Raw genomic sequence first — 24,750 nt, forward strand, 5'->3', positions numbered from 1 at the left:
AAGTGAAACGCCGTAGCGCCGATGGTAGTGTGGGGTCTCCCCATGCGAGAGTAGGGAACTGCCAGGCATCAAATAAGAGAGAGCCCTTTGCGTATGCGAAGGGCTTTTTTCGTTGTGGCAAACCGCGATAAAACTCCCTCTTCACAGCGTATCTGTCTGTCTATTCATAACAGCAACAGGTCAGTAAGCATATTAAAGCGGCTGTTCAGGCCATAAAAAAACCCGGCACCAGGCCGGGTAGTGAGATAACTGAACGTCTGATCAGTGAATAACCTGCGATAGAAACGCCCGGGTACGCTCCGATTTTGGATTCGCAAAGAACTCCTGCGGTGGCGCGACTTCGACGATCTCTCCCCGATCCATAAAGATCACCCGGTCAGCCACCGTTCGGGCAAAGCCCATCTCATGGGTGACGCACAGCATAGTCATCCCATCCTCAGCCAGACCAATCATCGTATCCAGCACCTCTTTAACCATCTCAGGATCCAGCGCTGACGTGGGCTCATCAAACAGCATAATTTTGGGCTTCATACAGAGTGAGCGGGCGATGGCGACACGCTGCTGCTGTCCGCCAGAGAGCTGGCCCGGAAACTTATGTGCATGCTCGGCAATACGCACGCGTTGCAGATAGTGCATGGCCAGCTCATCAGCTTCCTTCTTTGGAATCTTTCTTACCCAGGAAGGTGCCAGCGTGCAGTTTTGCAGTACGGTCAGATGCGGAAAGAGATTGAAGTGCTGGAAGACCATACCGACTTCGGTGCGCACGCGCTCAATGTTACGAACGTCATCATTAAGATGGATACCGTCAACAACAATGCGGCCCTGCTGATGCTCTTCCAGATGGTTGATACAGCGGATCGTCGTCGATTTGCCGGAGCCGGAAGGTCCGCACAGTACGATGCGTTCACGGGGTTTAACCTGCAGGTTGATGTCTTTCAGTACATGGAATTGCCCGTACCATTTATTCACGTTCTCAAGCGAGATCATCAACGCGTCGGAAGAGTGTGTCATAGAGTCAGTCATGTAAAACCTCAGTGCGATGTACGCCCGGTGTGAAAGCGCTTTTCCAGATACTGGCTGTAGCGCGACATGCTAAAACAGAAGATCCAATAGACCAGTGCAGCAAAGACATAACCTTCGGTCGACATCCCCAGCCAGGTCGGATCGACCGTTGCCTGCTGGACGCTGCTGAACAGATCGAAAAGACCAATGATGATGACCAGGCTGGTATCTTTAAACAGTGCGATGATGGTATTGACCAGGCCGGGAATAGTGAGCTTCAGCGCCTGGGGCAGAATAACCAGCATCTGCGTCTTCCAGTAGCCCAGCGCCAGAGATTCGGCTGCTTCGTACTGACCTTTCGGCAGTGCCTGCAGGCCACCGCGAACCACCTCTGCCACATAGGCGGACTGGAACAGAATGACGCCGACCAGCGCGCGCACAAGCTTGTCGATGTTAGTGCCTTCAGACATAAACAGCGGCAGCATCACGGATGACATAAACAGCACGGTAATCAGCGGCACGCCGCGCCAGAACTCAATAAAGATAATCGACAGCGTGCGCACGACCGGCATGCGTGAGCGACGGCCCAGCGCCAGCAAAATACCCAGCGGCAGCGCACCGGCAATACCCACCGACGCAATAATCAGCGTCAGCGTTAATCCGCCCCACTGACGTGTTTCGACACGTTCCAGCCCCAGATAGCCGCCATACAGCAGAAACCAGACAATCACCGGATAGATGACAGCCCAGGCAGCAATGTAGCGTCCACGATACGGCAGACTCTTCAGGAACATCGGCACAATCGACAACAGGCCGATCACCAGCGCCAGGTTAATACGCCAGCGCAACTCATGCGGGTAAAGCCCATACATGAACTGGCCGAAACGAGCATGGATAAAGACCCAACAGGCACCCTCTTTGGTGCAATCGGCGCGCGTGGTGCCGATCCAGTTTGCCTGAAAGACCAGCCAGTTCAGCGCGGGCGGAATGACGTGCCAGATAACCCAGATGCAAAACAGCGTCAGTAGCGTATTAAACCAGCTGGAAAACAGGTTTTTACGAGCCCAAAACCAGGCACGACTGACCAGAGTCGTCGGGACGGGGGGCGTTTCATGCGTAGTCAAAGACATAGTTATCCCGTTCTCTTAACGCTCAACCAGCGCAATTTTGCGGTTGTAGAAGTTCATAAGCATTGATATCAGCAGGCTGATAATCAGGTAAACGCCCATCGTGATAGCAATCGTCTCAATGGCCTGACCGGTCTGATTCAGTACCGATCCGGCGAACAGCGACACCATATCGGGATAACCGATAGCGGCAGCGAGTGAAGAGTTCTTCACGATGTTCAGATACTGGCTGGTTAGTGGCGGAATAATGACGCGCATGGCCTGAGGAATAATCACCTGGCGCAGCGTAACCGGATTAGGCAGCCCCAGCGACCGCGCTGCTTCATGCTGACCATAGGGGACCGACTGGATCCCGGAGCGGATCACTTCAGCAATAAACGACGACGTATAAATCGACAGTGCCAGCGTCAGGGCTGCCAGCTCCGGTATCATCACCGAGCCGCCACGGAAATTGAAACCGCGCAGTTGTGGCACATCCCAGTGCGTGGCTGGGCCAAACCCAAGGTGTGCAAGCAAAGGAAAGAGAATCAGCATCACAACGGCAGCGGGCCATGTGCGACGTAACTGACCGGTTTTCAGCTGATGTTTACGGTTAAAGCGGTACAGGCCATAGCTCACAGCCGCGGCCAGAAGCAGTGCGATCACAAATGGCCAGCTGCCTGCTGCATAGGTCGGCCACGGAACGTAGAGTCCGCGATTACTGACATACGCCAGATCAAAAGCATTCAGCGCCTGACGTGGCCCCGGCAGATTGCGTAAGACTGCAAAGTACCAGAAGAAGATTTGCAGCAGGGGTGGGATATTACGGAAGGTTTCGATATAGATATTCGAGAGTTTCCGCAGCAGCCAGTTGTCAGAAAGGCGGGCAAGACCGACCGCGAATCCGAGAATCGAAGCGAAAACAATACAGAGTGCAGAGACCAGCAGCGTGTTGGTTAATCCGACCAGAAACACGCGCGCGTAGGTATCTCCCTCAGTGTACTCAATCAGATGCTGAACGATGCCGAAACCGGCAGTGCGCTCTAGAAATCCAAACCCCGATGTAATGCCGCGATTGGCAAGGTTAATAATGGTGTTATGCACCAGATAACCCACCACACCAAGCACCGCGACGATGGCGATGAGCTGATAAATCCAGGCGCGAACCGTGGGATTACCAAATGAAAAATCCCTTTTCACGGTTGGGCGTTGTGACATGTTGAAACCTCAGTAACGAAAGCTGGGGTAGGGCACCACAGAATAGGGTGCCCGATTAGTGAGGTCTGTTAACGTACCGGTGGTGCGTACTGAATACCGCCCTGGTTCCACAACGCATTCTGACCACGTGCAATCTTCAGTGCGCTGTCTTTACCGACGTTACGGTCAAAGCTTTCCTGATAGTTACCCACCTGCTTGACGATGTTGTAGGCCCACTTGTTATCCAGCTTCAGATCCTTACCAAAATCACCTTCGGCGCCCAGGAAGTGTGCCATGTCTGGTGTGGTTGGCTTGGCCGTCATCTGATCAACGTTCTTCGAGGAGATGCCCATCTCCTCCGCATTCAGCATGGCGTAGAGCGACCACTTCACGATGGTGAACCAGTCATCATCACCACGACGCACCAACGGCCCCAGCGGCTCTTTGGAGATCACTTCGGGCAGAACAATAAATTCGTCCGGTTTGCCCAGCTTAATGCGTAATGCGTAAAGCTGAGACTGGTCAGACGCCAGCGTATCGCAACGTCCGCTATCCAGCGCTTTAGCCGATTCATCAGAGCGGTCGAAGGTTACAGGCGTATATTGCATTTTGTTGGCTTTAAAGAAGTCCGCTACGTTCAGCTCGGTGTCGGTTCCCGCCTGAATACAGACGGTGGCACCATCCAGCTCTTTCGCACTTTTCAGGCCGGCCTTCTGGTGAGTCAGGAAGCCGATACCGTCGTAATAGTTCACGCCCGCAAACAGGAAGCCCATGCCGCCATCGCGCGATGAGGTCCATGTGGTATTACGTGAAAGCACATCCACCTCGCCGGACTGCAGAGCGGTAAAACGCTCTTTCGCGGTCAGCGGGGTATATTTCACTTTGGTCGCATCACCAAACACAGCGGCAGCCGTCGCACGACACACATCCACATCGATACCGGTAAACTTGCCGCCAGCATCTGCATAGGAGAAGCCCGGCAAGCCGTCACTGATACCACATTGAACAAAACCTTTTTTCTTTATCGCATCCAGTGTGGTGCCTGCGTGTGCTTGCTGAGCAACGGCAACCAGCGAGGCAGCAGCGATCAGCGTAGAGAGCATCATCTTTTTCATAAAGCATCCTGTGTGGCGGGATCATGTTGTTATGTTTGCGCACTTTAGTGTGCGTTTTTCCTGTCTGTGGCGGTCAGCCATCCACGACTCTGCAAAGCTGATGCCAGGTTTGCAGGTTCCTGAATTCGTATGAAAGAACGGTTAATAATCGGAAGCACTTAGAAAGTTCCGCTAATATGGCGCACCAAAAGGAAGCAATGCGAGTCGACCCGATCACATTTAGTGCAAATAGTTTCACTATGTGGGAGCAGTGTGAGCATTCACTCAGGCAGAAATGTATGAAGAGATTGCGTTGCTTTTTAATGCGCAGAAAGTCACATACCCAGCAGTGGCGGGGATGTGAAGCGAGGTGAGGGTCAGGCAGGCACTAAGTCAAATCACAGCGGGCGAAAGCGAGAGGGTGAAATATCACGCCAGCGATTGCAACTACAGTTACCATATTACCGGAAACTGTTTCACTATCATTACCGTGGCTTTGTGCGTCGACGCACAAATAAAAACGCCAGCCCGAAGGCTGGCGTGATTTACAGACAGAACTAAAAATCAGTTCATGCCGTATTTTTTCAATTTCTTACGCAGCGTACCGCGGTTGATACCCATCATCAGGGCAGCACGGGTCTGATTGCCACGGGTATACTGCATCACCATGTCCAACAGAGGCTGCTCGACTTCAGCCAAAACCAGCTCATACAGGTCGCTCACATCCTGACCATTCAGTTGAGCAAAATAGTTCTTCAGTGCCTGTTTAACCGAATCACGCAAAGGTTTTTGAGTTACCTGATCCTGTGAGTTAACGGTTGAAACGGTCAGTACGTCAGAATTTACGCGTTGTTCGAACATAGTTCTTTCAGCTCTTTATTTCGTTACGCAAGATTTTCGAAGTATGCCTCCAACGCCTCCAGCTGTTCGCTGGCATCCTCAATGGCGTTGAATGTGCGCCGAAACTGGTCATTCGGGGCGTGCTCCTGCAGATACCAGGAGACGTGCTTTCGCGCTATACGGTATCCCTTGCCTGAACCGTAAAAGTCGTGCAGCTCACGTATATGCGAAACAAGCAAGCGCTTGACCTCTGCCATCGGCAGCGGGGCAAGCAACTCCCCAGTGTCCAGATAATGCTGGATTTCCCGGAAGATCCACGGTCTTCCCTGAGCAGCACGTCCTATCATCAGAGCATCGGCCCCTGTATAGTCGAGCACCGCTCTGGCTTTATGCGGGTCAGTTATGTCTCCATTCGCGATAATCGGAATGGAGACACTCTGCTTAACTGTCCGAATGCTGTCATATTCAGCTTCTCCGTTGAACAGGCAGGCACGAGTGCGACCATGTATCGTCAGAGCCTGTATACCGCAGCGTTCAGCCAATTGGGCAATCGCGACACAGTTCCTGTTTTCAGGATCCCAGCCAGTACGAATTTTCAGCGTAACCGGCACATTCACTGCATTAACCACTGCGGAGAGAATTGACTCCACCACGGTGGGATATTGCAGCAAGGCTGAACCCGCCATTTTGCGGTTAACCTTCTTGGCAGGGCATCCCATATTAATGTCGATGACCTGTGCACCAGCCTCAACATTAATGCGTGCAGCTTGCGCCATTTCACTGGGATCGCAACCGGCAATTTGCACGGCGCGAATGCCTGGCTCATCGCTGTGAACCATACGTAATCGAGATTTGTCGCTTGCCCAGACTTCCGGGTTTGAAGACAACATCTCAGAAACTGCCATGCCTGCACCCATTTCGTGACACAGCGCCCTGAACGGCCTGTCGGTAATACCGGCCATCGGTGCTGCAATCAGTCGATTTCTCAGCTGGAGGTTTCCAATACGCATGAAGTCAGAATGGCCATACTGTGTCTGCAAGGCGGCGTATATTACGCATTTTTGCAGGAAGATGAAAGGCCAAACTTTGAACAATCAGCAAGAAAGATCAATGAAATCCGGGTCATGATCGATGTGCATATTTATTAAGCTTAAATATCAATGATTTAACAACTTATGCTGAAATTGTGAGCAAAAGTTTTTCCAGAAAAGTACGTCAATTCGCCAGATAAAAAACGTCACATGCCGTGATTAACGATACAAGCATCCATTTCAAATCGGGAAAGCCCGCAACTTACGCTACGGGCTGGCTGAATGTTCTGTTAAGGCACTTTGTTACGGGCAGCGCGATATCAGAGGGGGCAGACAGGCGCTATATTCAGGATTTAATCCCGGTAATCCGGCACCACTCCTCTTTAACCGCAACCGGGTCGAGCGTGAACTCGCTGACATACGCTTCGCAGACGCTCTCTGCCTGGCTCTCTAACACGCCCGAGAGGCCCAGATGACCGCCAGACTTCGGCAGTACGCTGATCAGCGGGGCCAGTTCACGTAGCGGGCCGGCCAGGATATTGGCCACCACCACATCAGCCTGCAGATTTTCGGGTTGCTGGTGGGGCAGATAGAGCGACAGGCGATCAGAGACGCCGTTGCGCTCAGCATTATCCCGGCTGGCCTGAATAGCCTGCGGATCGATATCAATCCCGATCGCCTGAGCCGCGCCCAGCTTCAGTGCGGCGATCGCCAGGATCCCCGAACCACAGCCGAAATCGATCACCGTTTTGCCCACCAGATCCAGCCCGTCAAGCCAGGTAAGGCAGAGTGAGGTGGTCGGATGCGTGCCGGTCCCAAACGCCAGGCCGGGATCGAGCATTACGTTGACGGCATCGGGATCCGGCACATCACGCCAGCTCGGACAGATCCAGAGCCGCTCACCGAAGCGCATCGGATGGAAGTTTTCCATCCATTCGCGCTCCCAGTCTTTATCTTCGATCTGCTCGATCCGGTGACGAAAACCGGCGCCCAGCAACGGATGCTGCGCCAGTTCGGCGGTAATCGCGGCCATATCAGTTTCTGCATCGAACAGGCCGATAACATCGGTATCGCCCCACAGGCGGGTTTCACCTGGCAGCGGCTCATACACCGGCGTGTCGTTGGTATCCTGAAAGGTCACTGAAACCGCACCGATGTCCATCAGCGCATCGCTCAGCGTTTCCGCGTGTTCACCTGAGCTATTAATTTTGATTTGAATCCACGGCATAACGTCTCTCTTTCCGTCAATGTTGCGGCGCGTCGACCGTTTGCGGCGCGCGTCCAAACAGGTTGCCCACTAAAAATGCCAGCAGGCTTAAAAGCAGTGAGGGCACAATGGGATGAAAACCCAGAATCTGCAGGTTCAGGCTCGCCAGAAAAGCGTAGCAGCCTCCACCCACCACCATGCCGGTGATGGCGCCTGCGGCATTAGCGCGTTCCCAGTAGAGACCCAGTACCAGCGGCCAGAGGAAAACCGCCTCAAGGCCGCCAAAGGCCAGCAGGTTGAGCCAGATAATCATATCGGGTGGATTCCAGGCCGCAATCAGCAGCAGGATACCCAGTGCGAACGTAATGGTGCCAGATAACAGCCGCAGCCGCGTCTCATTTTCCATCTGCTGCGGGGCGACACGCAGATAGAGATCTTTGATCAGCGTAGCCGAAGCCTGTAACAGCTGGGCATTAATGGTCGACATAATGGCTGCCATGGGGGCTGCCAGAAACAGTCCGGCAGCTAACGGTGGCAGCACAGTGATCATCAGGGTGGGTATAACACTATCCGGCACGGTCAGATTCGGCAGTATCGCCCGGCCCAGCGCACCGGCCAGATGCATTCCCAGCATCAGGATCACCACCACAATGGTACCCAGAATAATGGCCCGATGGACTGCCTTGCTGTCTTTATAAGAGATGCAGCGCACCGCAGTATGCGGCAAGCCAATCACCCCAAAGCAGACCAGCACGACAAATGAACTGAGGAAGGTCGGCGTTATAATCTCACCCGGTCCCTGCGGCGACAGCAGAGCGGGATCAATGTCATGTAGTTTCTGCACGGCCGTGCTCAGGCCGCCAGCCTGATGAATCACCGCGAACAGCAGCAGAAATGTGCCAATCAGCATCACGATGCCCTGCATGGCGTCATTGAGAACGCTGGCACGGAACCCGCCAAAAGCGGTGTAGAGCGCAATAGTGCCGCCAAAAATCAGCAGACCCGTGTCATACGGGATGCCTGCGGCGGTTTCGAGCAGCCGCGCGCCGCCAATAAACTGCACCGTCATGGCACCGATAAAGGCAACCAGCAGGCTCAGACTCGCCAGCCAGATCAGCAGCGGGCTCTGATAGCGGGCGTAGAGCATGTCATTCAGCGTCACCGCATTATGCTTGCGCGCCAGGATGGCAAACTTTTTCCCCAGCACACCCAGCGAGAGCCAGACGGCGGGCACCTGCACCATCGCCAGCAATACCCATCCCAGCCCATATTTGTAGGCGGCACCGGGACCACCAATAAACGAGCTGGCGCTGATATAGGTGGTGGTGAGCGTCATCGCCAGCACAAATCCGCCCATGGAGCGGCTGCCAAGGAAATATTCAGTGAGGAAGCTACCCTCGCGCCTTTTGCGCACGGCAAACACCGACAGCGCGGCAATCAACACCAGATAAATCAGTAACGGCAGGATAATTTCACTGTTCATTTGTGTCCTCCAGCGGCATGTCGCGGAAAATTAACCGCACCATCATCCAGCACAGGAATATGAACAACAGGGGAGCAAACAGGCAGGAGAGTTCAAACCAGCGCGGCAGGCCGGTGATACCAATTTCACTGCCACCCAGCCAGGCAGAAAGCCCCCAGGCAGCGAGCCAGAGCAGGGTGAGGTAGAGCGACCAGCGCGCCTCTTTATGTGCCTGTATAAAACGAGCATCCATGATTCAACCTTAACGCCAGCGGCAAAAGAAAAAGGCCGGATTAACCGGCCTCTGACTGACTCAGCGTTGCGTTTACTTCTCGTGCAAGCCGAGTTTTTTCTCCAGATAGTGGATATTGGTTCCACCGTGCTGGAAGTTTTCGTCGGACATGATTTTCATCTGCAGTTCAACGTTGGTTTTGATACCGTCGATGATCAGTTCCGCCAGCGCATTCTTCATGCGGGCGATAGCCACGTCGCGCGTTTCGCCATAGGTGATCAGCTTACCGATCATGGAGTCGTAATACGGCGGTACGGTGTAGCCTGAGTAAATATGCGACTCCCAGCGCACGCCAAAACCGCCTGGCGCATGGAAGCGGGTGATTTTACCCGGACTTGGCAGGAAGGTGACCGGATCTTCAGCGTTAATACGGCACTCGACCGCATGTCCGCGAATAACCACTTCGTCCTGTTTGATCGACAGTGGCTGACCCGCAGCAATGCGCAGCTGCTCTTTGATCAGATCCACACCGGTGATCATCTCGGTCACCGGATGTTCCACCTGAATACGGGTGTTCATCTCAATGAAGTAGAACTCACCGTTTTCGTACAGAAACTCGAAGGTACCTGCGCCACGATAGCCAATCTCAATACAGGCTTTGGCACAACGATTGCCGATAAAGCTGCGCTGTTCTTCAGTAATACCTGGGCCTGGCGCTTCTTCAACCACTTTCTGGTGACGACGCTGCATAGAGCAGTCACGTTCGCCCAGATAGATCGCGTTGCCCTGGCCGTCAGCCAGAACCTGAATCTCGATGTGGCGCGGATTCTCCAGATACTTCTCCATGTAAACCATGTCGTTGCTGAAAGCCGCTTTGGCTTCCGCTTTCGTCATGTTGATGGATTGTTCCAGATCTTTGTCGCTGCGCACAACGCGCATACCACGACCGCCGCCGCCGCCAGAGGCTTTGATGATGACCGGATAACCGATGCGCTTCGCAAAGGCACGGTTTTTTTCCATATCATCGGTCAGCGAACCGTCAGAACCGGGTACGGTTGGGACGCCTGCTTTCTTCATGGCATTAATCGCAGAGACTTTGTCGCCCATCAGGCGAATGGTGTCTGCTTTCGGACCGATAAAGATAAAGCCGGAGCGCTCAACCTGCTCAGCAAAATCGGCATTCTCAGAGAGGAAGCCGTAGCCAGGGTGAATCGCCACCGCGCCGGTGATCTCTGCAGCAGAGATCAGCGCCGGGATGTTGAGGTAACTTTTAACTGACTGCGCCGGGCCGATGCAGACGGTTTCGTCTGCCAGCAGCACGTGCTTCAGGTCACGATCCGCGCTTGAGTGTACCGCAACAGTCTTGATGCCCAGTTCTTTACAGGCACGCAGAATGCGCAGCGCAATCTCACCACGGTTAGCAATAACAATTTTATCCAGCATGATCTGCCCCGTTACTCGATGATAACCAGTGGCTCGTCAAATTCGACCGGCTGACCGCTTTCAACCAGGATAGCTTTCACTACACCTGATTTGTCAGCTTCGATCTGGTTCATCATTTTCATGGCTTCGACGATGCACAAGGTATCGCCGGCATTCACTTTCTGGCCGACTTCCACAAAGGCTTTCGCATCCGGGCTCGGCGTACGGTAGAAGGTCCCTACCATTGGTGAACGCACGATGTGACCGCTGATTTCAGCCGGTGCCGCTTCGGCAACCGCTGCAACAGGAGCAACAGCTGTTGCCAGAGCAGGCTGTTGAACCGGCGCAGCGTAAGTCTGCTGCATCATCGGGTAACCCACGTTTGCAGGTGCACGGCTGATGCGAACGGACTCTTCACCTTCAGAAATTTCCAGCTCTGAAATGCCAGACTCTTCAACCAGTTCGATCAGTTTTTTAATTTTACGAATATCCATGAGTGGGGTTCCGTACTCAGTTTGATTAATTAGTTTGAGACAGGCGTTTTACTGCCGTTTGTAAAGCCCATGTGTAGCCGTCAGCGCCAAGCCCACAGATCACGCCAGCAGAGACATCAGAAAGATAGGAGTGATGGCGGAAGGGCTCGCGGGCATGCACGTTGGAGAGATGAACCTCGATAAACGGTATTTCTACCGCCAGCAGGGCATCACGTAGTGCGACACTGGTATGGGTAAACGCGGCAGGATTAATAATGATGTAATCCACATTGCCTTTGGCCTCATGAATGCGATCAATCAGCTGAAATTCAGCATTGGTTTGCAGGTGGCTCAATTCCACATTCAACTGGTCTGCCTGACGTGTCAAATCGTCAACGATCTGACGCAGCGTGGTATGACCATACTTCTCAGGTTCACGCGTTCCCAACAGGTTCAGGTTGGGCCCGTTTAAAAGCAGAATATGTAATTTATGCGCCATCGTGCTGCCATCTCCCGCAATCATTGAGGCATCGCGTAAAATACCTTGCGAATCTTCATTTGTCACCTTTGAGAATGAAAAAGAAGACCCGACGAGCAATAAAGCCGGGCATTATATCCGTTTCGTGTCATTTCGCAGCAAAATACTGGTCTTATCTGCGAAGATGATCGGATGTGGCCTGCGGGCCACATCTTTTATCAGAAAAGTGCAGAGGAAAACAACGGGTGAAGCGCTAGCGAGGCCACCATTTGAGAAATTTTTTGTAACGCCAGGCTAACAGTATTGCAGCAAGTAGTGCGTAAATAAGTGGCTGGGGTGACACGGTTTTCACTGACCAGATATAGTGAATCGGCACCAGAATGGCCACCAGATAGACCGCGTTGTGCAGGGTTTGCCAGCGCTTACCGAGCTTGCGCTGAGCGCGCTGAAACGACGTCAGCGCCAGGGCCAGTAATATCAGCCAGCTGATAATCCCCAGTGTCAGATAGGGACGGGAAATCAGCTCGCTGCCCAGCAGACGCAGATTGTCAGCGCCCAGCTCCAGCAGGTAATAGCTCAGCAGATGGAGAGAAGCCCAGACAAACGTCCAGACGCCAAGCAGACGCCGGGTGCGGATTAACAGCGGTTGCCTGCCATAACGTGCCAGCGGTGAGACCAGCAGCGTACCCAGCAGCAGTTTCAGCGCCATGCGGCCGGTAAAATGCTGAATATCTTTTGCCGGATCCGCACTCAGGCCGCCCTGCATCGCGGCAAGAACCAGATAAATCAGCGGCAACAGGGCCGCCAGATGCAGAATCACCTTAAGCCAGGTGATCTGTTTTATCGACAGGCGTACCACCTAGTAATTCTCCCGTAAATCCAGGCCACGATAGAGCGACGCAACCTGTTCGGCATAGCCGTTAAACAGCAGAGTTGGCTGACGTTCGACCTTCAGACTGCCGCCCGGGCCAATAAATCGCTCAGTGGCCTGCGACCAGCGTGGATGATTAACATGCGGATTCACATTGGCATAAAAACCATATTCATCTGCGGCGATCTGATTCCAGGTCGTTGGTGGCTGATTTGCGGTCAGGGTGATTTTGACAATCGACTTAATGCCCTTAAAACCATATTTCCACGGCACCGTCAGGCGAATCGGCGCGCCATTCTGCGGCGGCAGCGCTTTGCCATAGACGCCGGTGGTCAGAATGGTCAGCGGATGCATGGCTTCATCCAGACGTAAACCTTCGACATAGGGATAATTGAGTCCGCCGCCAATAAAGCGATCTTTCTGACCTGGCATCTGCTCAGGATCGTACAGTGTCTGAAAGGCGACAAAACGCGCTTTGCTGGTGGGTTCCGCCAGAGAGATAAGCTTATTCAGCTCGAAGCCTATCCAGGGCACCACCATCGACCAGGCCTCCACGCAGCGCATGCGATAGATTCGCTGCTCCATGGCAAACCGTTTAAAGATGTCATCCATATCCAGGGTCACGGGTTTAGCCACTTCGCCATCAATGGTCAGTTTCCAGGGTTCTGTTTTCAGCGTACCGGCATTGGCAGCCGGATCGGCCTTATCCAGCCCGAACTCATAGAAGTTGTTATAGCCGGAAACTTTATCCGCAGGCGTTAAGGTCAGATCGGCCTGATATTGCGCTGGTTTGGTAAAGTCCAGCGGCCGGCCTGCTGGCGCGGGTGGGCGATCGTTGCCTTTGAACCAGCTGAGAATATCGGCTTGCGCCACGCCCGGCATACCCATCGCCGCTGCGCTCAGTCCCAGCGTTTTCAGCACCTGGCGGCGCTTCATGTTAAAAATGCTTTCCGGCGTTACGTCGGCTTCGGTCAGACGGGGTGTGCGTTTCATGGTGCCCTCTCCAGACAGGATGTCATTAACCAGCATGATGACTATTACTGATATCAGCCAGTTTCGCCCTGAAAATGTGAAATTTCCTGGCTGGCCGGTACGATGAGAATGCACCGAAAAGTGCCAGGATCAACGTCAGCGATGATATCCCGACGATATACTTCGGCTTCATACGTCCCGGCGCTGTCGGCAACGGCAAATTATGCTATTTTTGCTCGCGTTTTCGTCAGGCTGACGGTACAAGGTTGGGTGATCCGGTTATCACCGCAGTAATACAGGCACAGGGATGCGATTAACCACAAAATTATCTGCGTTTATTACCTTTTTAAGCCTGCTGGCCATGTCGTTGATGCTGGCAGGCTGTGCATTCAGTGTTTTCTGGTTCAGTCATCAGCGGGTTGAACATCGGGCGCAGATACTGGCGACCGAAGTGGATCAGGCGATGTTCACCCAGACGCCGGCAGAGCTGCATGTCTGGCTCACGCGTATGATGCCGATAATGAATGCCGAGCAGATTTCTCTTCACAACGGCAGGCAGACTTTCCTTACTCTCTCCCGACACGAAAACCAGATGCTGGAAGACGAACCTAATCGTTTTATCCAGGTCGATGTGCCTTTGATGCACCAGACGGGGTTAGAGCTGCGGGTCGTCACCCTTGATCCTGCCAAAACCTGGCTGCGCTCCATTACCGGCACCTCTACGCTGGGCATCCTGTTTACCGTCATGCTGGTGATGAGTCTGGTGCTGCTGCTGATGCATCGCTGGCTCAGTCGGCAGTGGCGCGGTATGGAGCATCTTGAAGTACGGGCAGAGGCGATTATCAGCGGTGAGCGCGGCGTAATGCCGAAACGCGGTGCGGATGAGTGGCCACCGAGAGCGAGCCGCGCACTGGATGTGTTGCTGGCGGATCTGCAGGAGGCGGGCGAGCAGCGTCTGCGTATCGACACGCTGATCCGCACCTTTGCTGCGCAGGATGGACGCACCGGTCTCAACAACCGGCTGTTCTTTGATAACCAGCTCGCCACCCTGCTGGAGGATCAGGAAGCTGTCGGCACCCATGGTGTGGTGATGATGGTGCGCCTGCCCGATCTGGACACGCTGAAGGATTCGCTGGAGCCGGGGCTGGTTGAGGAGTACCTCTTCAATTTCGTCAACATGCTTTCCACCTTTGTGCTGCGCTATCCTGGCGCCCTGCTGGCACGCTATTTCCGCAGTGATTTTGCCGTGCTACTGCCGCATCGGAGTCTTAAAGAGGCAAACAGTATTGCGGATCAGCTGATCAATGCTGTTGATTCTCTGCCGCCGATGCGGCTGGTTAATCGTGATGATCTCATCCATATCGGCATCAGCGCCTGGCACAGCGGGCAGACTGTGCCGCAGGTGATGGAAAATGCCGAAATGGCTACCCGACGTGCGGCACTGCTGGGCGGCAACAACTGGACCAATGGTGCCGGAAATCCGCAGGACGCCGGGCGGGGTAGTGTGCGCTGGCGAACCCTGCTGGAGAACACGCTTAGCCGTGGCGGCCCGCGGCTCTATCATAAACCCACCGTCAATATTGAGGGTAAGGTACAGCACCGGGTGATGCTGACCCGCATCTTCGACGGCGATAAAGAAGTGCTGGCCGCAGAATATATGCCCCTGGTACAGCAGCTCGGCATGGCTGATGGCTGGGATCGCCAGTTAATGACCCGCATTGCGGCACTCTCTGAACTCTGGCCAGAAGAGACGCTGGTGATCCCGGTGACGATTACCTCGCTTCTGCAGCGCTCTTTTGTCCTCTGGCTGCAGAACATGCTGCTGCAGTGCCCGAAAGCGCAAAGAAAACGATTTTTATTTGAACTTGCCGAGGCAGATGTTTGTCAACACATCAACCGTTTAACGCCAGTTTTCCGCGCACTTAAGGCTTTTGGCTGTCGGGTTGCAGTAAATCAGGCGGGTTTAACCGTGGTAAGCAGCGCCTATATACGACAGCTGCCGCTGGAACTGATCAAGCTTGATGCCGGTCTGGTACGCAATATTGAGCGACGGACTGAAAATCAGCTGTTTGTGCAGAGTCTGCTGGAAGTCTGTAAATGTACGGGCATTCAGGTGTTTGCTACCGGTGTCCGCACTAAAGCGGAGTGGCAAACTTTAGTCGCGTTGGGCGTAGCAGGTGGGCAGGGCGACTTTTTTGCTCCCTCGCTTCCGGTTAACAGTAACGTGAAGAAGTATTCACAACGTTACCGTATTTAATGAATTGCGGTCGTACTGACGGAAATTTACGGTTTTTTTTAATGTTTATCCGCGTCTGAACCTCTGAACTTACTGCCGGAAATGTTAGATTTTATGTCGGACAGGGCGAGGGGAAATAGCGTGAAATGCAGTGCTGATGGCGTCTGGTCGCCATTCTGCTGTTGTGGATCGCCAGTTCAGATGACTTAAACGCAATCAGGCGTCTTTTTTCACCGAAGCAGAACGTTTTTGCGCCTTGTGGCAGCTTCGTGTGGTTGGTAAAGTAAGCGGATTTTATTTTCCGCCCCCAGCTTGCAGGATTACCCCTTAGTATGTTTAAAAAATTTCGTGGCATGTTTTCCAACGACTTGTCCATTGACCTGGGTACCGCGAATACCCTGATTTACGTGAAAGGACAGGGCATCGTACTGAACGAGCCCTCCGTCGTCGCTATTCGACAGGATCGTGCCGGTTCACCGAAAAGTGTTGCGGCCGTAGGTCATGAGGCCAAACAGATGCTTGGCCGTACGCCAGGCAATATCGCAGCGATTCGTCCGATGAAAGATGGCGTTATCGCTGACTTCTTCGTGACCGAAAAGATGCTGCAACACTTCATCAAGCAGGTTCACAGCAACAGTTTTATGCGTCCCAGCCCGCGTGTGCTGGTCTGCGTACCCGTCGGGGCAACACAGGTTGAACGCCGCGCGATTCGTGAATCCGCTCAGGGCGCAGGCGCGCGTGAAGTGTTTCTGATTGAAGAGCCGATGGCTGCAGCAATTGGTGCGGGTCTGCCCGTTTCAGAAGCGACTGGCTCAATGGTGGTAGATATTGGTGGCGGTACCACAGAAGTGGCGGTGATCTCGCTGAACGGTGTGGTCTACTCCTCGTCAGTGCGTATTGGTGGCGATCGTTTCGATGAAGCTATTATTAATTATGTGCGTCGTAACTACGGTTCACTGATCGGCGAAGCGACCGCAGAACGTATTAAGCATGAGATCGGTTCAGCCTATCCGGGTGATGAAGTCCGTGAGATCGAAGTGCGTGGTCGTAACCTGGCAGAAGGTGTACCGCGCGGCTTTACACTGAACTCTAATGAAATTCTGGAAGCGCTGCAGGAGCCATTAACCGGCATCGTTAGCGCGGTGATGGTTGCCCTTGAGCAGTGTCCGCCTGAGCTGGCTTCAGATATTTCGGAGCGCGGCATGGTGCTGACCGGCGGTGGTGCGTTACTGCGCAACCTGGATCGTCTGCTGATGGAAGAGACGGGCATTCCGGTTGTGGTTGCTGAGGATCCACTGACCTGTGTGGCTCGCGGTGGCGGCAAAGCGCTGGAAATGATCGACATGCATGGCGGCGATTTGTTCAGCGAAGAATAATTGCCTCAACCGGCTAAGAACGCAATGATCATGCGAGGGAGTGGCATGTGAACCGGCGCAATCTGTGCCGGTGCAGTGCGTTCAGCCCAGGGAAGCACGGTGTTATGCCGTCGCTTCCTCTCCTGTTGTCGAGGATCACGCAGATTATATGAAGCCGATTTTTAGCAGGGGACCTTCCCTGCAGTTGCGTCTATTCCTGGCGGTTATCGTGGCGATTGCCATTATCATTGCCGACAGCCGTGTGGGTTCTTTCACCCAAATACGCAACTATCTGGATACGTCGGTCAGTCCGTTTTACTTCCTGGCCAATGGGCCACGTCAGCTGCTGGATGGCGTGTCAGAGTCGCTGGCGTCGCGTCAGCAACTCGAGCAGGAAAACAAAGCGTTACGTCGTGAGCTCTTCCTGAAAAACAGTAACCTGCTAATGCTGGGGCAATATAAGCAGGAAAACGCACGCCTGCGTGAACTGCTGGGTTCACCGCTGCGTCAGGATGAGCAAAAGATGGTGACACAGGTCATCTCCACCGGCACCGATCCTTACACCGACCAGGTGGTAATCGACAAAGGCAGCGTTAACGGCGTCTATGAAGGCCAGCCGGTCATCAGTGATAAAGGGGTAGTCGGTCAGGTCATCGCTGTCGGACAACTCACCAGCCGTGTTCTGCTGATCTGTGATGCGTCACATGCCCTGCCGATTCAGGTGCTGCGTAATGACATCCGTGTCATTGCCGCAGGTAACGGCTGTACTGAAGATCTTCAGCTTGAGCATCTGCCAGGTAATACGGACATTCGGGTCGGCGATGTACTGGTGACTTCAGGTATCGGTGGCCGATTCCCTGAAGGCTATCCGGTGGGTGTGGTTTCCTCGGTAAAAGTGGATACCCAACGCGCCTATACGGTGATTCAGGCGCATCCGACCGCGGGTCTGCAGCGTCTGCGTTACCTGCTGCTGCTGTGGGGTGCCGATCGCAATGGTGATATGCCGTTGCCGCAGGATGAAGTTCATCGCGTTGCGAACGAGCGTCTGATGCAGATGATGCCGCAGGTCTTACCGCCTGCGGGAGAAATGGGCCCGCCTGCGCCTGCCGTACAGATGGGACCGCCTGCACCGTCAGCTACCAGCAGCAGTGGACAAAGCAACTCCTCGCGTTCACGCGGGGGGCAGCCTTGAGTCGATATCGCAGCCAGGGACGTTGGGTCATCTGGCTCTCTTTCCTGGTTGCGCTTGTCCTGCAGATCATGCCCTGGCCGGATGAAATTTATATGTTCCGGCCCTCATGGCTACTGTTGATCCTTATCTATTGGGTGCTCGCACTGCCGCATCGGGTCAATGTCGGTAGCGGATTTGTGCTGGGTGCCATCATGGATCTGATTGCGGGTTCCACACTTGGCGTGCGTGCGCTGGCGCTCAGTATCATCGCCTATCTGATTGCCTTTAAGTTCCAGTTATTCCGCAACTTAGCGTTGTGGCAGCAAGCGTTAATGGTTATGGTGCTGTCGCTGGCGATGGATGTGATTGTCTTCTGGGCTGAATTCCTGGTAATCAACGTTTCATTCCGACCTGAAATTTTCTGGAGCAGTGTCGTCGACGGTATTCTCTGGCCCTGGCTATTCTTATTAATGAGAAAAATTCGACGTCAGTTCGCTGTTCAATAAGGAAATTTATGGTAACCCTCTATCTTGCTTCCGGTTCACCGCGTCGTCGTGAGCTGTTAACTCAACTTGGTCTGACATTCGAGCGCATCGTGACTGACGTTGAAGAGCAGCGTCAGCCGAACGAAGCAGCGGAGATCTATGTCCGCCGTCTGGCCAATGATAAAGCGCAGGCGGGTGTCAAACTGGCCGCGCAGGATCTGCCGGTGCTGGGCGCGGATACGATTGTGGTGCTGAATGGCGAAGTGCTGGAAAAGCCGCGCGATGCCGCTGATGCCCGCGCGATGCTGTGCAAACTCTCTGGTCATACGCATCAGGTGATGACGGCGGTAGCGCTGGCCGACAGTCAGCAGGCGCTGGATTGCGTCGTAATCACTGATGTGACATTCCGCACCTTAACCGCCACCGACATCGACGACTATATCGCGACCGGCGAGCCAATGGATAAAGCGGGTGCATACGGTATTCAGGGCAGGGGAGGAAACTTTGTCCGCAAAATTAATGGAAGCTACCATGCAGTGGTCGGATTACCCTTGGTTGAGACAGGGGAGTTGATCAGCCATTTCGAGTCACTGCGTGCCGTAAGGGGTCAACATGACGGCTGAATTACTGGTAAACGTCACGCCTTCTGAAACACGTGTTGCCTATATTGACGGCGGCATACTGCAGGAAATTCACATTGAGCGTGAGGCGCGGCGAGGCATCGTTGGCAATATTTATAAAGGCCGTGTAAGCCGTGTTCTGCCCGGCATGCAGGCCGCCTTTGTTGATATCGGTCTGGAGAAAGCGGCCTTTCTGCACGCCTCAGATATCATGCCGCATACTGAATGTGTGGCGGGCGACGAAAAGAAAAACTTTATCGTGCGGGATATCGCCGAGCTGGTGCGGCAGGGACAGGATCTGGTGGTTCAGGTCGTCAAAGATCCGCTTGGCACCAAAGGTGCCCGGCTGACCACTGACATCACGCTGCCTTCGCGTTACCTGGTCTTTATGCCAGGCGCATCGCATGTGGGTGTCTCTCAGCGTATTGAGAGCGAGAAAGAGCGCGATCGGCTTAAAGCGGTCGTGGCTGACTACTGCGACGATCTGGGCGGCTTTATTATCCGTACCGCCGCAGAAGGCATCGGGGAAGAGGAGCTGGCGCAGGACGCGGCTTTTCTCAAACGACTCTGGACCAAAGTCAGCGAGCGTAAAAAGCGCAATCAGACCCGCTGCCTGCTCTACGGTGAGCTGGCTCTGGCCCAGCGTATTCTGCGTGATTTTGCGGGCGCGGCGCTGGATCGCATCCGGGTCGACTCCCGCCTGACCTGCGATATGCTGGTGGAATTTACCGGTGAATATATCCCGGAAATGGCCGGTAAGCTGGAGCTCTACAACGGTAAACAGCCTATTTTCGACCTGTTTGACGTCGAAAATGAGATTCAGCGCTCGCTGGATCGCAAAGTTGAACTAAAGTCAGGCGGATATCTGATCATCGATCAGACCGAAGCGATGACCACCATCGATATCAACACCGGTGCGTTTGTCGGCCATCGTAACCTTGATGAGACGATCTTTAATACCAATGTTGAAGCTACTCAGGCGATCGCGCGCCAGCTGCGACTGCGTAATCTTGGTGGCATCATCATTATCGACTTCATCGATATGAGCAACGAAGACCATCGCCGCCGGGTACTGCATTCGCTGGAAAGCGCGCTCAGTAAAGATCGGGTTAAAACCGGTATTAATGGTTTCTCGGCGCTGGGTCTGGTGGAGATGACGCGTAAGCGTACCCGCGAAAGCATTGAGCACGTTTTGTGCCAGGATTGCCCGGTCTGCAAAGGGCGCGGCACGCTGAAAACCGTTGAAACGGTCTGCTATGAAATCATGCGTGAGATTGTCCGGGTTCATCACGCTTATGATTCTGACCGCTTTCTGGTCTATGTTTCACCGACGGTGGGTGAGGCGTTAAAAACTGACGAGTCTCATGCACTGGCTGAAGTCGAAATCTTTGTCGGCAAGCAGGTTAAAGTTCATGTCGAAGCGCTCTACACTCAGGAGCAGTTCGACGTAGTGATGATGTAACGCCAGCCCGGTCACCGGTTTCTTCGGATATCGGGCTGAAAAATCGCCCTTGTTTGAGATAAAATGCGCGTTTTAACGCTTTTATCGGGAGACGGTCGGGTATGAGAACCAACTATCCGTCGTTTACGGAACACAAGGAGAGGCGTGAGTGAGGCAGTTGCCGAGGATTTTGTTACTGCTTGTCGCGGCAATCATCGTGATTGTCGCGCTGCTGGTCAGCGGATTGCGTCTGGTGATGCCGCATCTCGACAGCTATCGCAGCAACCTTCTGCAATACATCTCCGACAGCAGCGGCGTGCCGGTCAACGCCAGCCAGTTACAGGGTAAATGGGAGAATTTTGGCCCAACCCTGCAGGTTCGCGATCTTAGCGTCGATCTGCATGAGAACGGCAAACTCACTATCAAACGCATCAATCTGGCTCTCGACGTCTGGCAGTCCCTGCTGCACTGGCGGTGGCAGTTTCGCGATCTGACCTTCTGGCAGTTGCACCTCGATACTAATCGCCCGCTGCTGGATAACGACAAAGAGAAAAACAGCTTCCGTCCGGCGCAGATAAACGAACTCTTCCTGCGTCAGTTTGACCACTTTGACCTGCGTGACAGCACCATCCGTTTCCGCACCCCTTCCGGTCAGCATGCTGAGCTGGCGATCCCGCGACTCACCTGGGTCAATGAAGATAACCGCCACCGGGCCGAAGGCGAAGTCAGCCTGTCGAGCTTCACCGGCCAGCACGGCGTGGTCCAGGTGCGGCTTGATCTTAACGACAGCAACGGTTTACTCAATGATGGCCGCATCTGGATGCAGGCCGACGACGTCGATATGCGCCCGTGGCTGGGCCGTTGGGTGCGTGACAATACCCGGCTGGATAGCGCCCGATTTAGCCTGGCGGCCTGGGTTAACCTGCGCGATGGCGACATCTACGCTGGTGATCTGCTGCTGCGCAAGGGCGGAGCCAGCTGGCAGGGCGAGACCGGACGACACCGCATTGAGGTCGATGGGCTGACCGCGCATCTGTCACGTTTCCAGAATGGCTGGGTGGTCAATGTGCCACAAACCCGGCTCAGCACCGACGGCCACGCCTGGCCCGCCGGTCACTTCTCTCTGTTATGGCGTCCTGAAGATAAGCAGATGCTGGGACCGGATGGTCAGCCGGAAGTGCGCGTTCGCGCCACACAGCTGGTGCTGAGTCATATTGCGCCGATCGTTCCGCTGTTTGCGCCGCTCTCTCCGGCGCTGTTTGAAAACTGGCAGACGCTGCAGCCACAGGGCACCATCGATGGCCTGGCGCTGGATATTCCGTTACAGCAGCCTGAAAAAACCCGCGTACAGGTGAAGTGGCGTGATTTCAGCTGGCAGCACTGGAAACTGTTGCCGGGCATCAGCCATTTAAGCGGGGAAGCGCGCGGCAGCCTGAGCAATGGTCAGGTCAGTGTGGATATGGGGGCGGCGACCGTTCCCTATGGCGACATGTTCCAGGCTCCGTTAGAGATTAAGCGGGTGACCGGTGCGCTGCGCTGGCTGAATGATGATCATGGCCTTACGCTGGCGGGCGAAAATCTTGACCTGGAGGCACGCTCGCTCTGGGCGCGCGGCGACTTCAGCTACCAGCAGAATAGCGGCGGTGAGCCTCGTCTGGATATTCTGGCCGGTATCCGGCTTACCGATGCGGGCGATGCCTGGCGCTACTTCCCGGTACCGCTGTTGGGTAACAGCCTGACGCACTATCTGAGTGGGGCAGTGAAGGGTGGCAAGGTGGACAACGCCACACTGCTGTTTGCCGGTAATCCGGCGCTGTTCCCGTTCAAGCATAATGATGGCATGTTCCAGGTCTGGGTGCCGCTTCGCCAGGCAACCTATGCGTTTCAACCCAAATGGCCAGCGTTAAGCAATCTCGATATCGACCTTAACTTCCTGAATGACGGTCTCTGGATGAAAGCGCCGGTGGCGAAACTGGGCGAGGTGGACGCGCGCAACGTCACTGCGGTCATCCCCGACTACCTGAAAGAAAAACTGATCATTGAAGGTGATATCAGTGGTGAAGGCCAGCAGATCGCGGACTATTTCGGGCAGACTCCGCTGAAACCTTCACTGGGTGCCGCGCTGGAACAGCTGGAAATCAAAGGCCGCGTCGGCGGCCACCTGAATCTGGATATCCCGCTGGATGGTGAGCAGGTTCACGCCCGTGGCAATGTGGACCTGAACAATAATTCGCTGTTTATCAAACCGTTAAAAACCACCATTAACAATCTCTCCGGGCGCTTCCGTTACGACAACGGCAATCTGGCCAGTGAGGATCTGCGTGCTAACTGGTTTGGTCAGCCGATGGGCGTGCGTTTCAGCACCAAAGAGAATCCGGACGATTTTGGCGTGAACGTCAAACTTCAGGGAGACTGGCAGCCCGCTAAAATCAGCCAGCTTCCTGCAGCCGTCAGCAAGCAACTGGGCGGAAATCTGCCGTGGCAGGGCGACGTCAATATTACGCTGCCCCATCATGGCGGTGCGCGTTATGACGTGACGCTGAACGGTAATGCAAAAGAAGTAAGTAGTCACTTACCTGCACCGCTCGATAAGAAAGCCGGTGAGGCGATGCCAGTCGCAATCAAGGCCAGTGGCGACCTGCACCATTTCGATCTCAGTGGCAGCGTCGATGCAAACCATCGCTTTAACAGCCGCTGGTTGCTGGAGCCGACGCTGCGCGTCGATCGTGGCATCTGGCTGAATGATGCGCAGAAAACACCTGCTCTGCCCGATCATCCCGGCATGGTACTGAACCTGCCCGCGCTGGATGGCGAGGCCTGGGTGGCGATGATGGCCGCAGGGGGAGCATCCGGGGGCAGCGAGTCAGGCGGCGGCCTCAAAACGGGTGGCGTCACGCTGCCCGGCAATATCACGCTACGCAGCCCGGCGGTCACCCTGGCCGGGCAGCAATGGCATGAGGTTGAAGCGACACTGGCTCAGAGTGCGGGCGGCAAGGGCCAGGTCGGCGTCAGGGCTAAAGAGCTGCGTGGTGCGCTGGCAATGGCCCCGAAAGCACCGTGGCAGGTGAACCTGGATTACCTTTACTACAATCCGCAGTGGGATAACGGTGAAGGCAAAGGCGGCAAAGCGCCACCTCAAAAAGCCACGAACATTAACTTCAGCCAGTGGCCCGCTTTACAGTTGCGCTGTAAAGAGTGCTGGGTGCTGGGTCAGAAATATGGTCAGGTCTCCGCGATGCTGCAACCCCGCGGAGATACGTTAGCGCTTACTAACGGAAAAGTGGATACTGGCAGTTCACAGCTGAAAATCAACGGGGAATGGGTTAACCGCCCGGACGACCAGCGCACTTCGCTGAAGGGCACGCTGAAAGGCCCGAATATTAATAACGCGACCAACTGGTTTGGGGTCAACACGCCGCTGCGCGATGCGCCATTTGATATTGCGTATGACCTGCACTGGCGCTCTGCGCCCTGGCAGCCCTCGGCAGAGACGCTGAGCGGTACCCTGAAGACCCACTTTGGCAAAGGCCAGATCGCCGATGTGAATACCGGTGCCGCCGGGAAAATCCTGCGGCTGGTGAGCTTTGATGCGCTACTGCGCAAGCTGCGCTTCGACTTCAGCGACACCTTCACCAATTCTTTCTACTTCGACTCGATTAACGGCACCGCCTGGATCGAAAACGGCATGATGCGCACCGATAATCTGCTGGTGGATGGCCTGGAAGCGGACATTGCGATGCAGGGTAATCTCGACCTGGTGAAGCGTCAGATCGACATGGAAGCGGTGGTTGCGCCGGAAATATCCGCCTCGGTTGGTGTGGCGACAGCTTTTGCCATCAATCCGGTGATTGGCGCGGCGGTGTTTGCCGCCAGTAAAGTTCTGGGACCCCTGTGGAACAAGATATCGCTGCTGCGTTATCACATCAGTGGCCCGCTGGATAAACCGGAAATCAATGAAGTGCTGCGTAAACCGCGTGAGACTGACAACAAGTGAATTTGACGCCGTACCGGAATTACCGCAGGCTATGATTATCTGAGCACATAATGAGTGAGAA

Annotated in this window: 21 protein-coding genes; 7 read left to right on the plus strand and 14 right to left on the minus strand. The window is 54.5% G+C overall.

Annotated elements, in window-relative coordinates:
- Positions 1 to 261 precede the first annotated feature (261 nt).
- The 14 genes from NR195_RS22065 to msrP form a co-directional block, all read right to left on the minus strand.
- Entirely contained in the window at positions 262 to 1,023 is a 762-nt protein-coding gene (locus NR195_RS22065) for an amino acid ABC transporter ATP-binding protein (RefSeq protein ID WP_010699823.1), read from the minus strand.
- Positions 1,024 to 1,031: 8 nt separating this feature from the next.
- Complete coding sequence (locus NR195_RS22070; RefSeq protein ID WP_033780625.1) at positions 1,032 to 2,132, minus strand: amino acid ABC transporter permease; 1,101 nt, start codon at positions 2,130 to 2,132, stop codon at positions 1,032 to 1,034.
- Positions 2,133 to 2,147: 15 nt separating this feature from the next.
- Positions 2,148 to 3,326 (minus strand): amino acid ABC transporter permease, encoded by a 1,179-nt coding sequence (locus NR195_RS22075; protein ID WP_256844917.1) that lies wholly within the window; start codon positions 3,324 to 3,326, stop codon positions 2,148 to 2,150.
- A 68-nt stretch (positions 3,327 to 3,394) separates the two neighbouring features.
- Positions 3,395 to 4,420: an amino acid ABC transporter substrate-binding protein gene (locus NR195_RS22080; RefSeq protein WP_010255984.1), complete on the minus strand. Its 1,026-nt coding sequence runs from the start codon at positions 4,418 to 4,420 to the stop codon at positions 3,395 to 3,397.
- A gap of 543 nt (positions 4,421 to 4,963) precedes the next feature.
- Positions 4,964 to 5,260 carry a DNA-binding transcriptional regulator Fis gene (gene fis / locus NR195_RS22085; RefSeq protein ID WP_003855228.1) on the minus strand — a complete coding sequence of 99 codons (297 nt, stop codon included), beginning with the start codon at positions 5,258 to 5,260 and terminating at the stop codon, positions 4,964 to 4,966.
- Positions 5,261 to 5,283: 23 nt separating this feature from the next.
- On the minus strand, positions 5,284 to 6,249 hold the full coding sequence (dusB, locus tag NR195_RS22090; RefSeq protein WP_008925814.1) for a tRNA dihydrouridine synthase DusB: 966 nt from the start codon (positions 6,247 to 6,249) through the stop codon (positions 5,284 to 5,286).
- 367 nt (positions 6,250 to 6,616) lie between these two features.
- Positions 6,617 to 7,498 (minus strand): 50S ribosomal protein L11 methyltransferase, encoded by an 882-nt coding sequence (gene prmA, locus NR195_RS22095; protein ID WP_010699821.1) that lies wholly within the window; start codon positions 7,496 to 7,498, stop codon positions 6,617 to 6,619.
- Positions 7,499 to 7,514: 16 nt separating this feature from the next.
- Positions 7,515 to 8,960: a sodium/pantothenate symporter gene (panF, locus tag NR195_RS22100; RefSeq protein ID WP_050680388.1), complete on the minus strand. Its 1,446-nt coding sequence runs from the start codon at positions 8,958 to 8,960 to the stop codon at positions 7,515 to 7,517.
- A complete protein-coding gene (locus NR195_RS22105; protein WP_010256005.1) occupies positions 8,950 to 9,192 on the minus strand; it encodes a YhdT family protein in 243 nt (80 codons plus the stop codon). Before NR195_RS22105 ends, panF begins: the two co-directional genes overlap by 11 nt.
- A 72-nt stretch (positions 9,193 to 9,264) precedes the next feature.
- Positions 9,265 to 10,614 (minus strand): acetyl-CoA carboxylase biotin carboxylase subunit, encoded by a 1,350-nt coding sequence (accC, locus tag NR195_RS22110; protein ID WP_010256007.1) that lies wholly within the window; start codon positions 10,612 to 10,614, stop codon positions 9,265 to 9,267.
- Positions 10,615 to 10,625: 11 nt separating this feature from the next.
- The gene (gene accB / locus NR195_RS22115) at positions 10,626 to 11,087 is read right to left on the minus strand and encodes an acetyl-CoA carboxylase biotin carboxyl carrier protein (RefSeq protein ID WP_010256009.1); all 462 of its coding nucleotides are present in this window, start codon (positions 11,085 to 11,087) and stop codon (positions 10,626 to 10,628) included.
- A gap of 25 nt (positions 11,088 to 11,112) precedes the next feature.
- A complete protein-coding gene (gene aroQ, locus NR195_RS22120; protein WP_010256011.1) occupies positions 11,113 to 11,565 on the minus strand; it encodes a type II 3-dehydroquinate dehydratase in 453 nt (150 codons plus the stop codon).
- A gap of 232 nt (positions 11,566 to 11,797) precedes the next feature.
- Complete coding sequence (gene msrQ / locus NR195_RS22125) at positions 11,798 to 12,403, minus strand: protein-methionine-sulfoxide reductase heme-binding subunit MsrQ (RefSeq protein WP_010256013.1); 606 nt, start codon at positions 12,401 to 12,403, stop codon at positions 11,798 to 11,800.
- Positions 12,404 to 13,408 (minus strand): protein-methionine-sulfoxide reductase catalytic subunit MsrP, encoded by a 1,005-nt coding sequence (gene msrP / locus NR195_RS22130; protein ID WP_010256016.1) that lies wholly within the window; start codon positions 13,406 to 13,408, stop codon positions 12,404 to 12,406. It abuts the gene before it with no gap.
- A 286-nt stretch (positions 13,409 to 13,694) separates the two neighbouring features.
- Here msrP and csrD point away from each other — a divergent pair, with 286 nt between their 5' ends.
- The 7 genes from csrD (at position 13,695) to yhdP (ending at position 24,689) form a co-directional block, all read left to right on the plus strand.
- The gene (gene csrD / locus NR195_RS22135; RefSeq protein WP_010699819.1) at positions 13,695 to 15,644 is read left to right on the plus strand and encodes an RNase E specificity factor CsrD; all 1,950 of its coding nucleotides are present in this window, start codon (positions 13,695 to 13,697) and stop codon (positions 15,642 to 15,644) included.
- Positions 15,645 to 15,955: 311 nt separating this feature from the next.
- Positions 15,956 to 16,999: a rod shape-determining protein MreB gene (gene mreB / locus NR195_RS22140; RefSeq protein WP_004385136.1), complete on the plus strand. Its 1,044-nt coding sequence runs from the start codon at positions 15,956 to 15,958 to the stop codon at positions 16,997 to 16,999.
- A 148-nt stretch (positions 17,000 to 17,147) separates the two neighbouring features.
- A complete protein-coding gene (mreC, locus tag NR195_RS22145; RefSeq protein ID WP_010256043.1) occupies positions 17,148 to 18,170 on the plus strand; it encodes a rod shape-determining protein MreC in 1,023 nt (340 codons plus the stop codon).
- Positions 18,167 to 18,655, plus strand: a complete 489-nt coding sequence (gene mreD / locus NR195_RS22150) for a rod shape-determining protein MreD (protein WP_010256045.1) — start codon at positions 18,167 to 18,169, stop codon at positions 18,653 to 18,655. The genes mreC and mreD overlap by 4 nt, the downstream gene beginning before the upstream one ends.
- An 8-nt stretch (positions 18,656 to 18,663) precedes the next feature.
- Positions 18,664 to 19,257, plus strand: a complete 594-nt coding sequence (locus NR195_RS22155; protein ID WP_010699818.1) for a nucleoside triphosphate pyrophosphatase — start codon at positions 18,664 to 18,666, stop codon at positions 19,255 to 19,257.
- A complete protein-coding gene (gene rng, locus NR195_RS22160; RefSeq protein WP_003855268.1) occupies positions 19,247 to 20,716 on the plus strand; it encodes a ribonuclease G in 1,470 nt (489 codons plus the stop codon). The genes NR195_RS22155 and rng overlap by 11 nt, the downstream gene beginning before the upstream one ends.
- Before the next feature lie 148 nt (positions 20,717 to 20,864).
- Entirely contained in the window at positions 20,865 to 24,689 is a 3,825-nt protein-coding gene (gene yhdP / locus NR195_RS22165) for an AsmA2 domain-containing protein YhdP (RefSeq protein WP_010256049.1), read from the plus strand.
- Positions 24,690 to 24,750: the final 61 nt, after the last annotated feature.

Origin of the sequence: Pantoea sp. Ft-CA_14, from assembly GCF_024520875.1 — a bacterium.
GTDB classification, from domain to species: Bacteria; Pseudomonadota; Gammaproteobacteria; order Enterobacterales; family Enterobacteriaceae; genus Pantoea; species Pantoea agglomerans.

Bases quoted from the DNA above. Each gene is read 5' to 3' on its own strand.
- dusB (WP_008925814.1), bottom strand. From the start codon at position 6,249: ATGCGTATTGGAAACCTCCAGCTGAGAAATCGACTGATTGCAGCACCG.
- mreB (WP_004385136.1), top strand. From the start codon at position 15,956: ATGTTTAAAAAATTTCGTGGCATGTTTTCCAACGACTTGTCCATTGAC.
- aroQ (WP_010256011.1), bottom strand. From the start codon at position 11,565: ATGGCGCATAAATTACATATTCTGCTTTTAAACGGGCCCAACCTGAAC.
- accC (WP_010256007.1), bottom strand. From the start codon at position 10,614: ATGCTGGATAAAATTGTTATTGCTAACCGTGGTGAGATTGCGCTGCGC.
- rng (WP_003855268.1), top strand. From the start codon at position 19,247: ATGACGGCTGAATTACTGGTAAACGTCACGCCTTCTGAAACACGTGTT.
- NR195_RS22065 (WP_010699823.1), bottom strand. From the start codon at position 1,023: ATGACTGACTCTATGACACACTCTTCCGACGCGTTGATGATCTCGCTT.
- msrP (WP_010256016.1), bottom strand. From the start codon at position 13,408: ATGAAACGCACACCCCGTCTGACCGAAGCCGACGTAACGCCGGAAAGC.
- prmA (WP_010699821.1), bottom strand. From the start codon at position 7,498: ATGCCGTGGATTCAAATCAAAATTAATAGCTCAGGTGAACACGCGGAA.
- NR195_RS22105 (WP_010256005.1), bottom strand. From the start codon at position 9,192: ATGGATGCTCGTTTTATACAGGCACATAAAGAGGCGCGCTGGTCGCTC.
- fis (WP_003855228.1), bottom strand. From the start codon at position 5,260: ATGTTCGAACAACGCGTAAATTCTGACGTACTGACCGTTTCAACCGTT.
- accB (WP_010256009.1), bottom strand. From the start codon at position 11,087: ATGGATATTCGTAAAATTAAAAAACTGATCGAACTGGTTGAAGAGTCT.
- NR195_RS22075 (WP_256844917.1), bottom strand. From the start codon at position 3,326: ATGTCACAACGCCCAACCGTGAAAAGGGATTTTTCATTTGGTAATCCC.
- csrD (WP_010699819.1), top strand. From the start codon at position 13,695: ATGCGATTAACCACAAAATTATCTGCGTTTATTACCTTTTTAAGCCTG.
- NR195_RS22080 (WP_010255984.1), bottom strand. From the start codon at position 4,420: ATGAAAAAGATGATGCTCTCTACGCTGATCGCTGCTGCCTCGCTGGTT.
- NR195_RS22155 (WP_010699818.1), top strand. From the start codon at position 18,664: ATGGTAACCCTCTATCTTGCTTCCGGTTCACCGCGTCGTCGTGAGCTG.
- mreC (WP_010256043.1), top strand. From the start codon at position 17,148: ATGAAGCCGATTTTTAGCAGGGGACCTTCCCTGCAGTTGCGTCTATTC.
- NR195_RS22070 (WP_033780625.1), bottom strand. From the start codon at position 2,132: ATGTCTTTGACTACGCATGAAACGCCCCCCGTCCCGACGACTCTGGTC.
- panF (WP_050680388.1), bottom strand. From the start codon at position 8,960: ATGAACAGTGAAATTATCCTGCCGTTACTGATTTATCTGGTGTTGATT.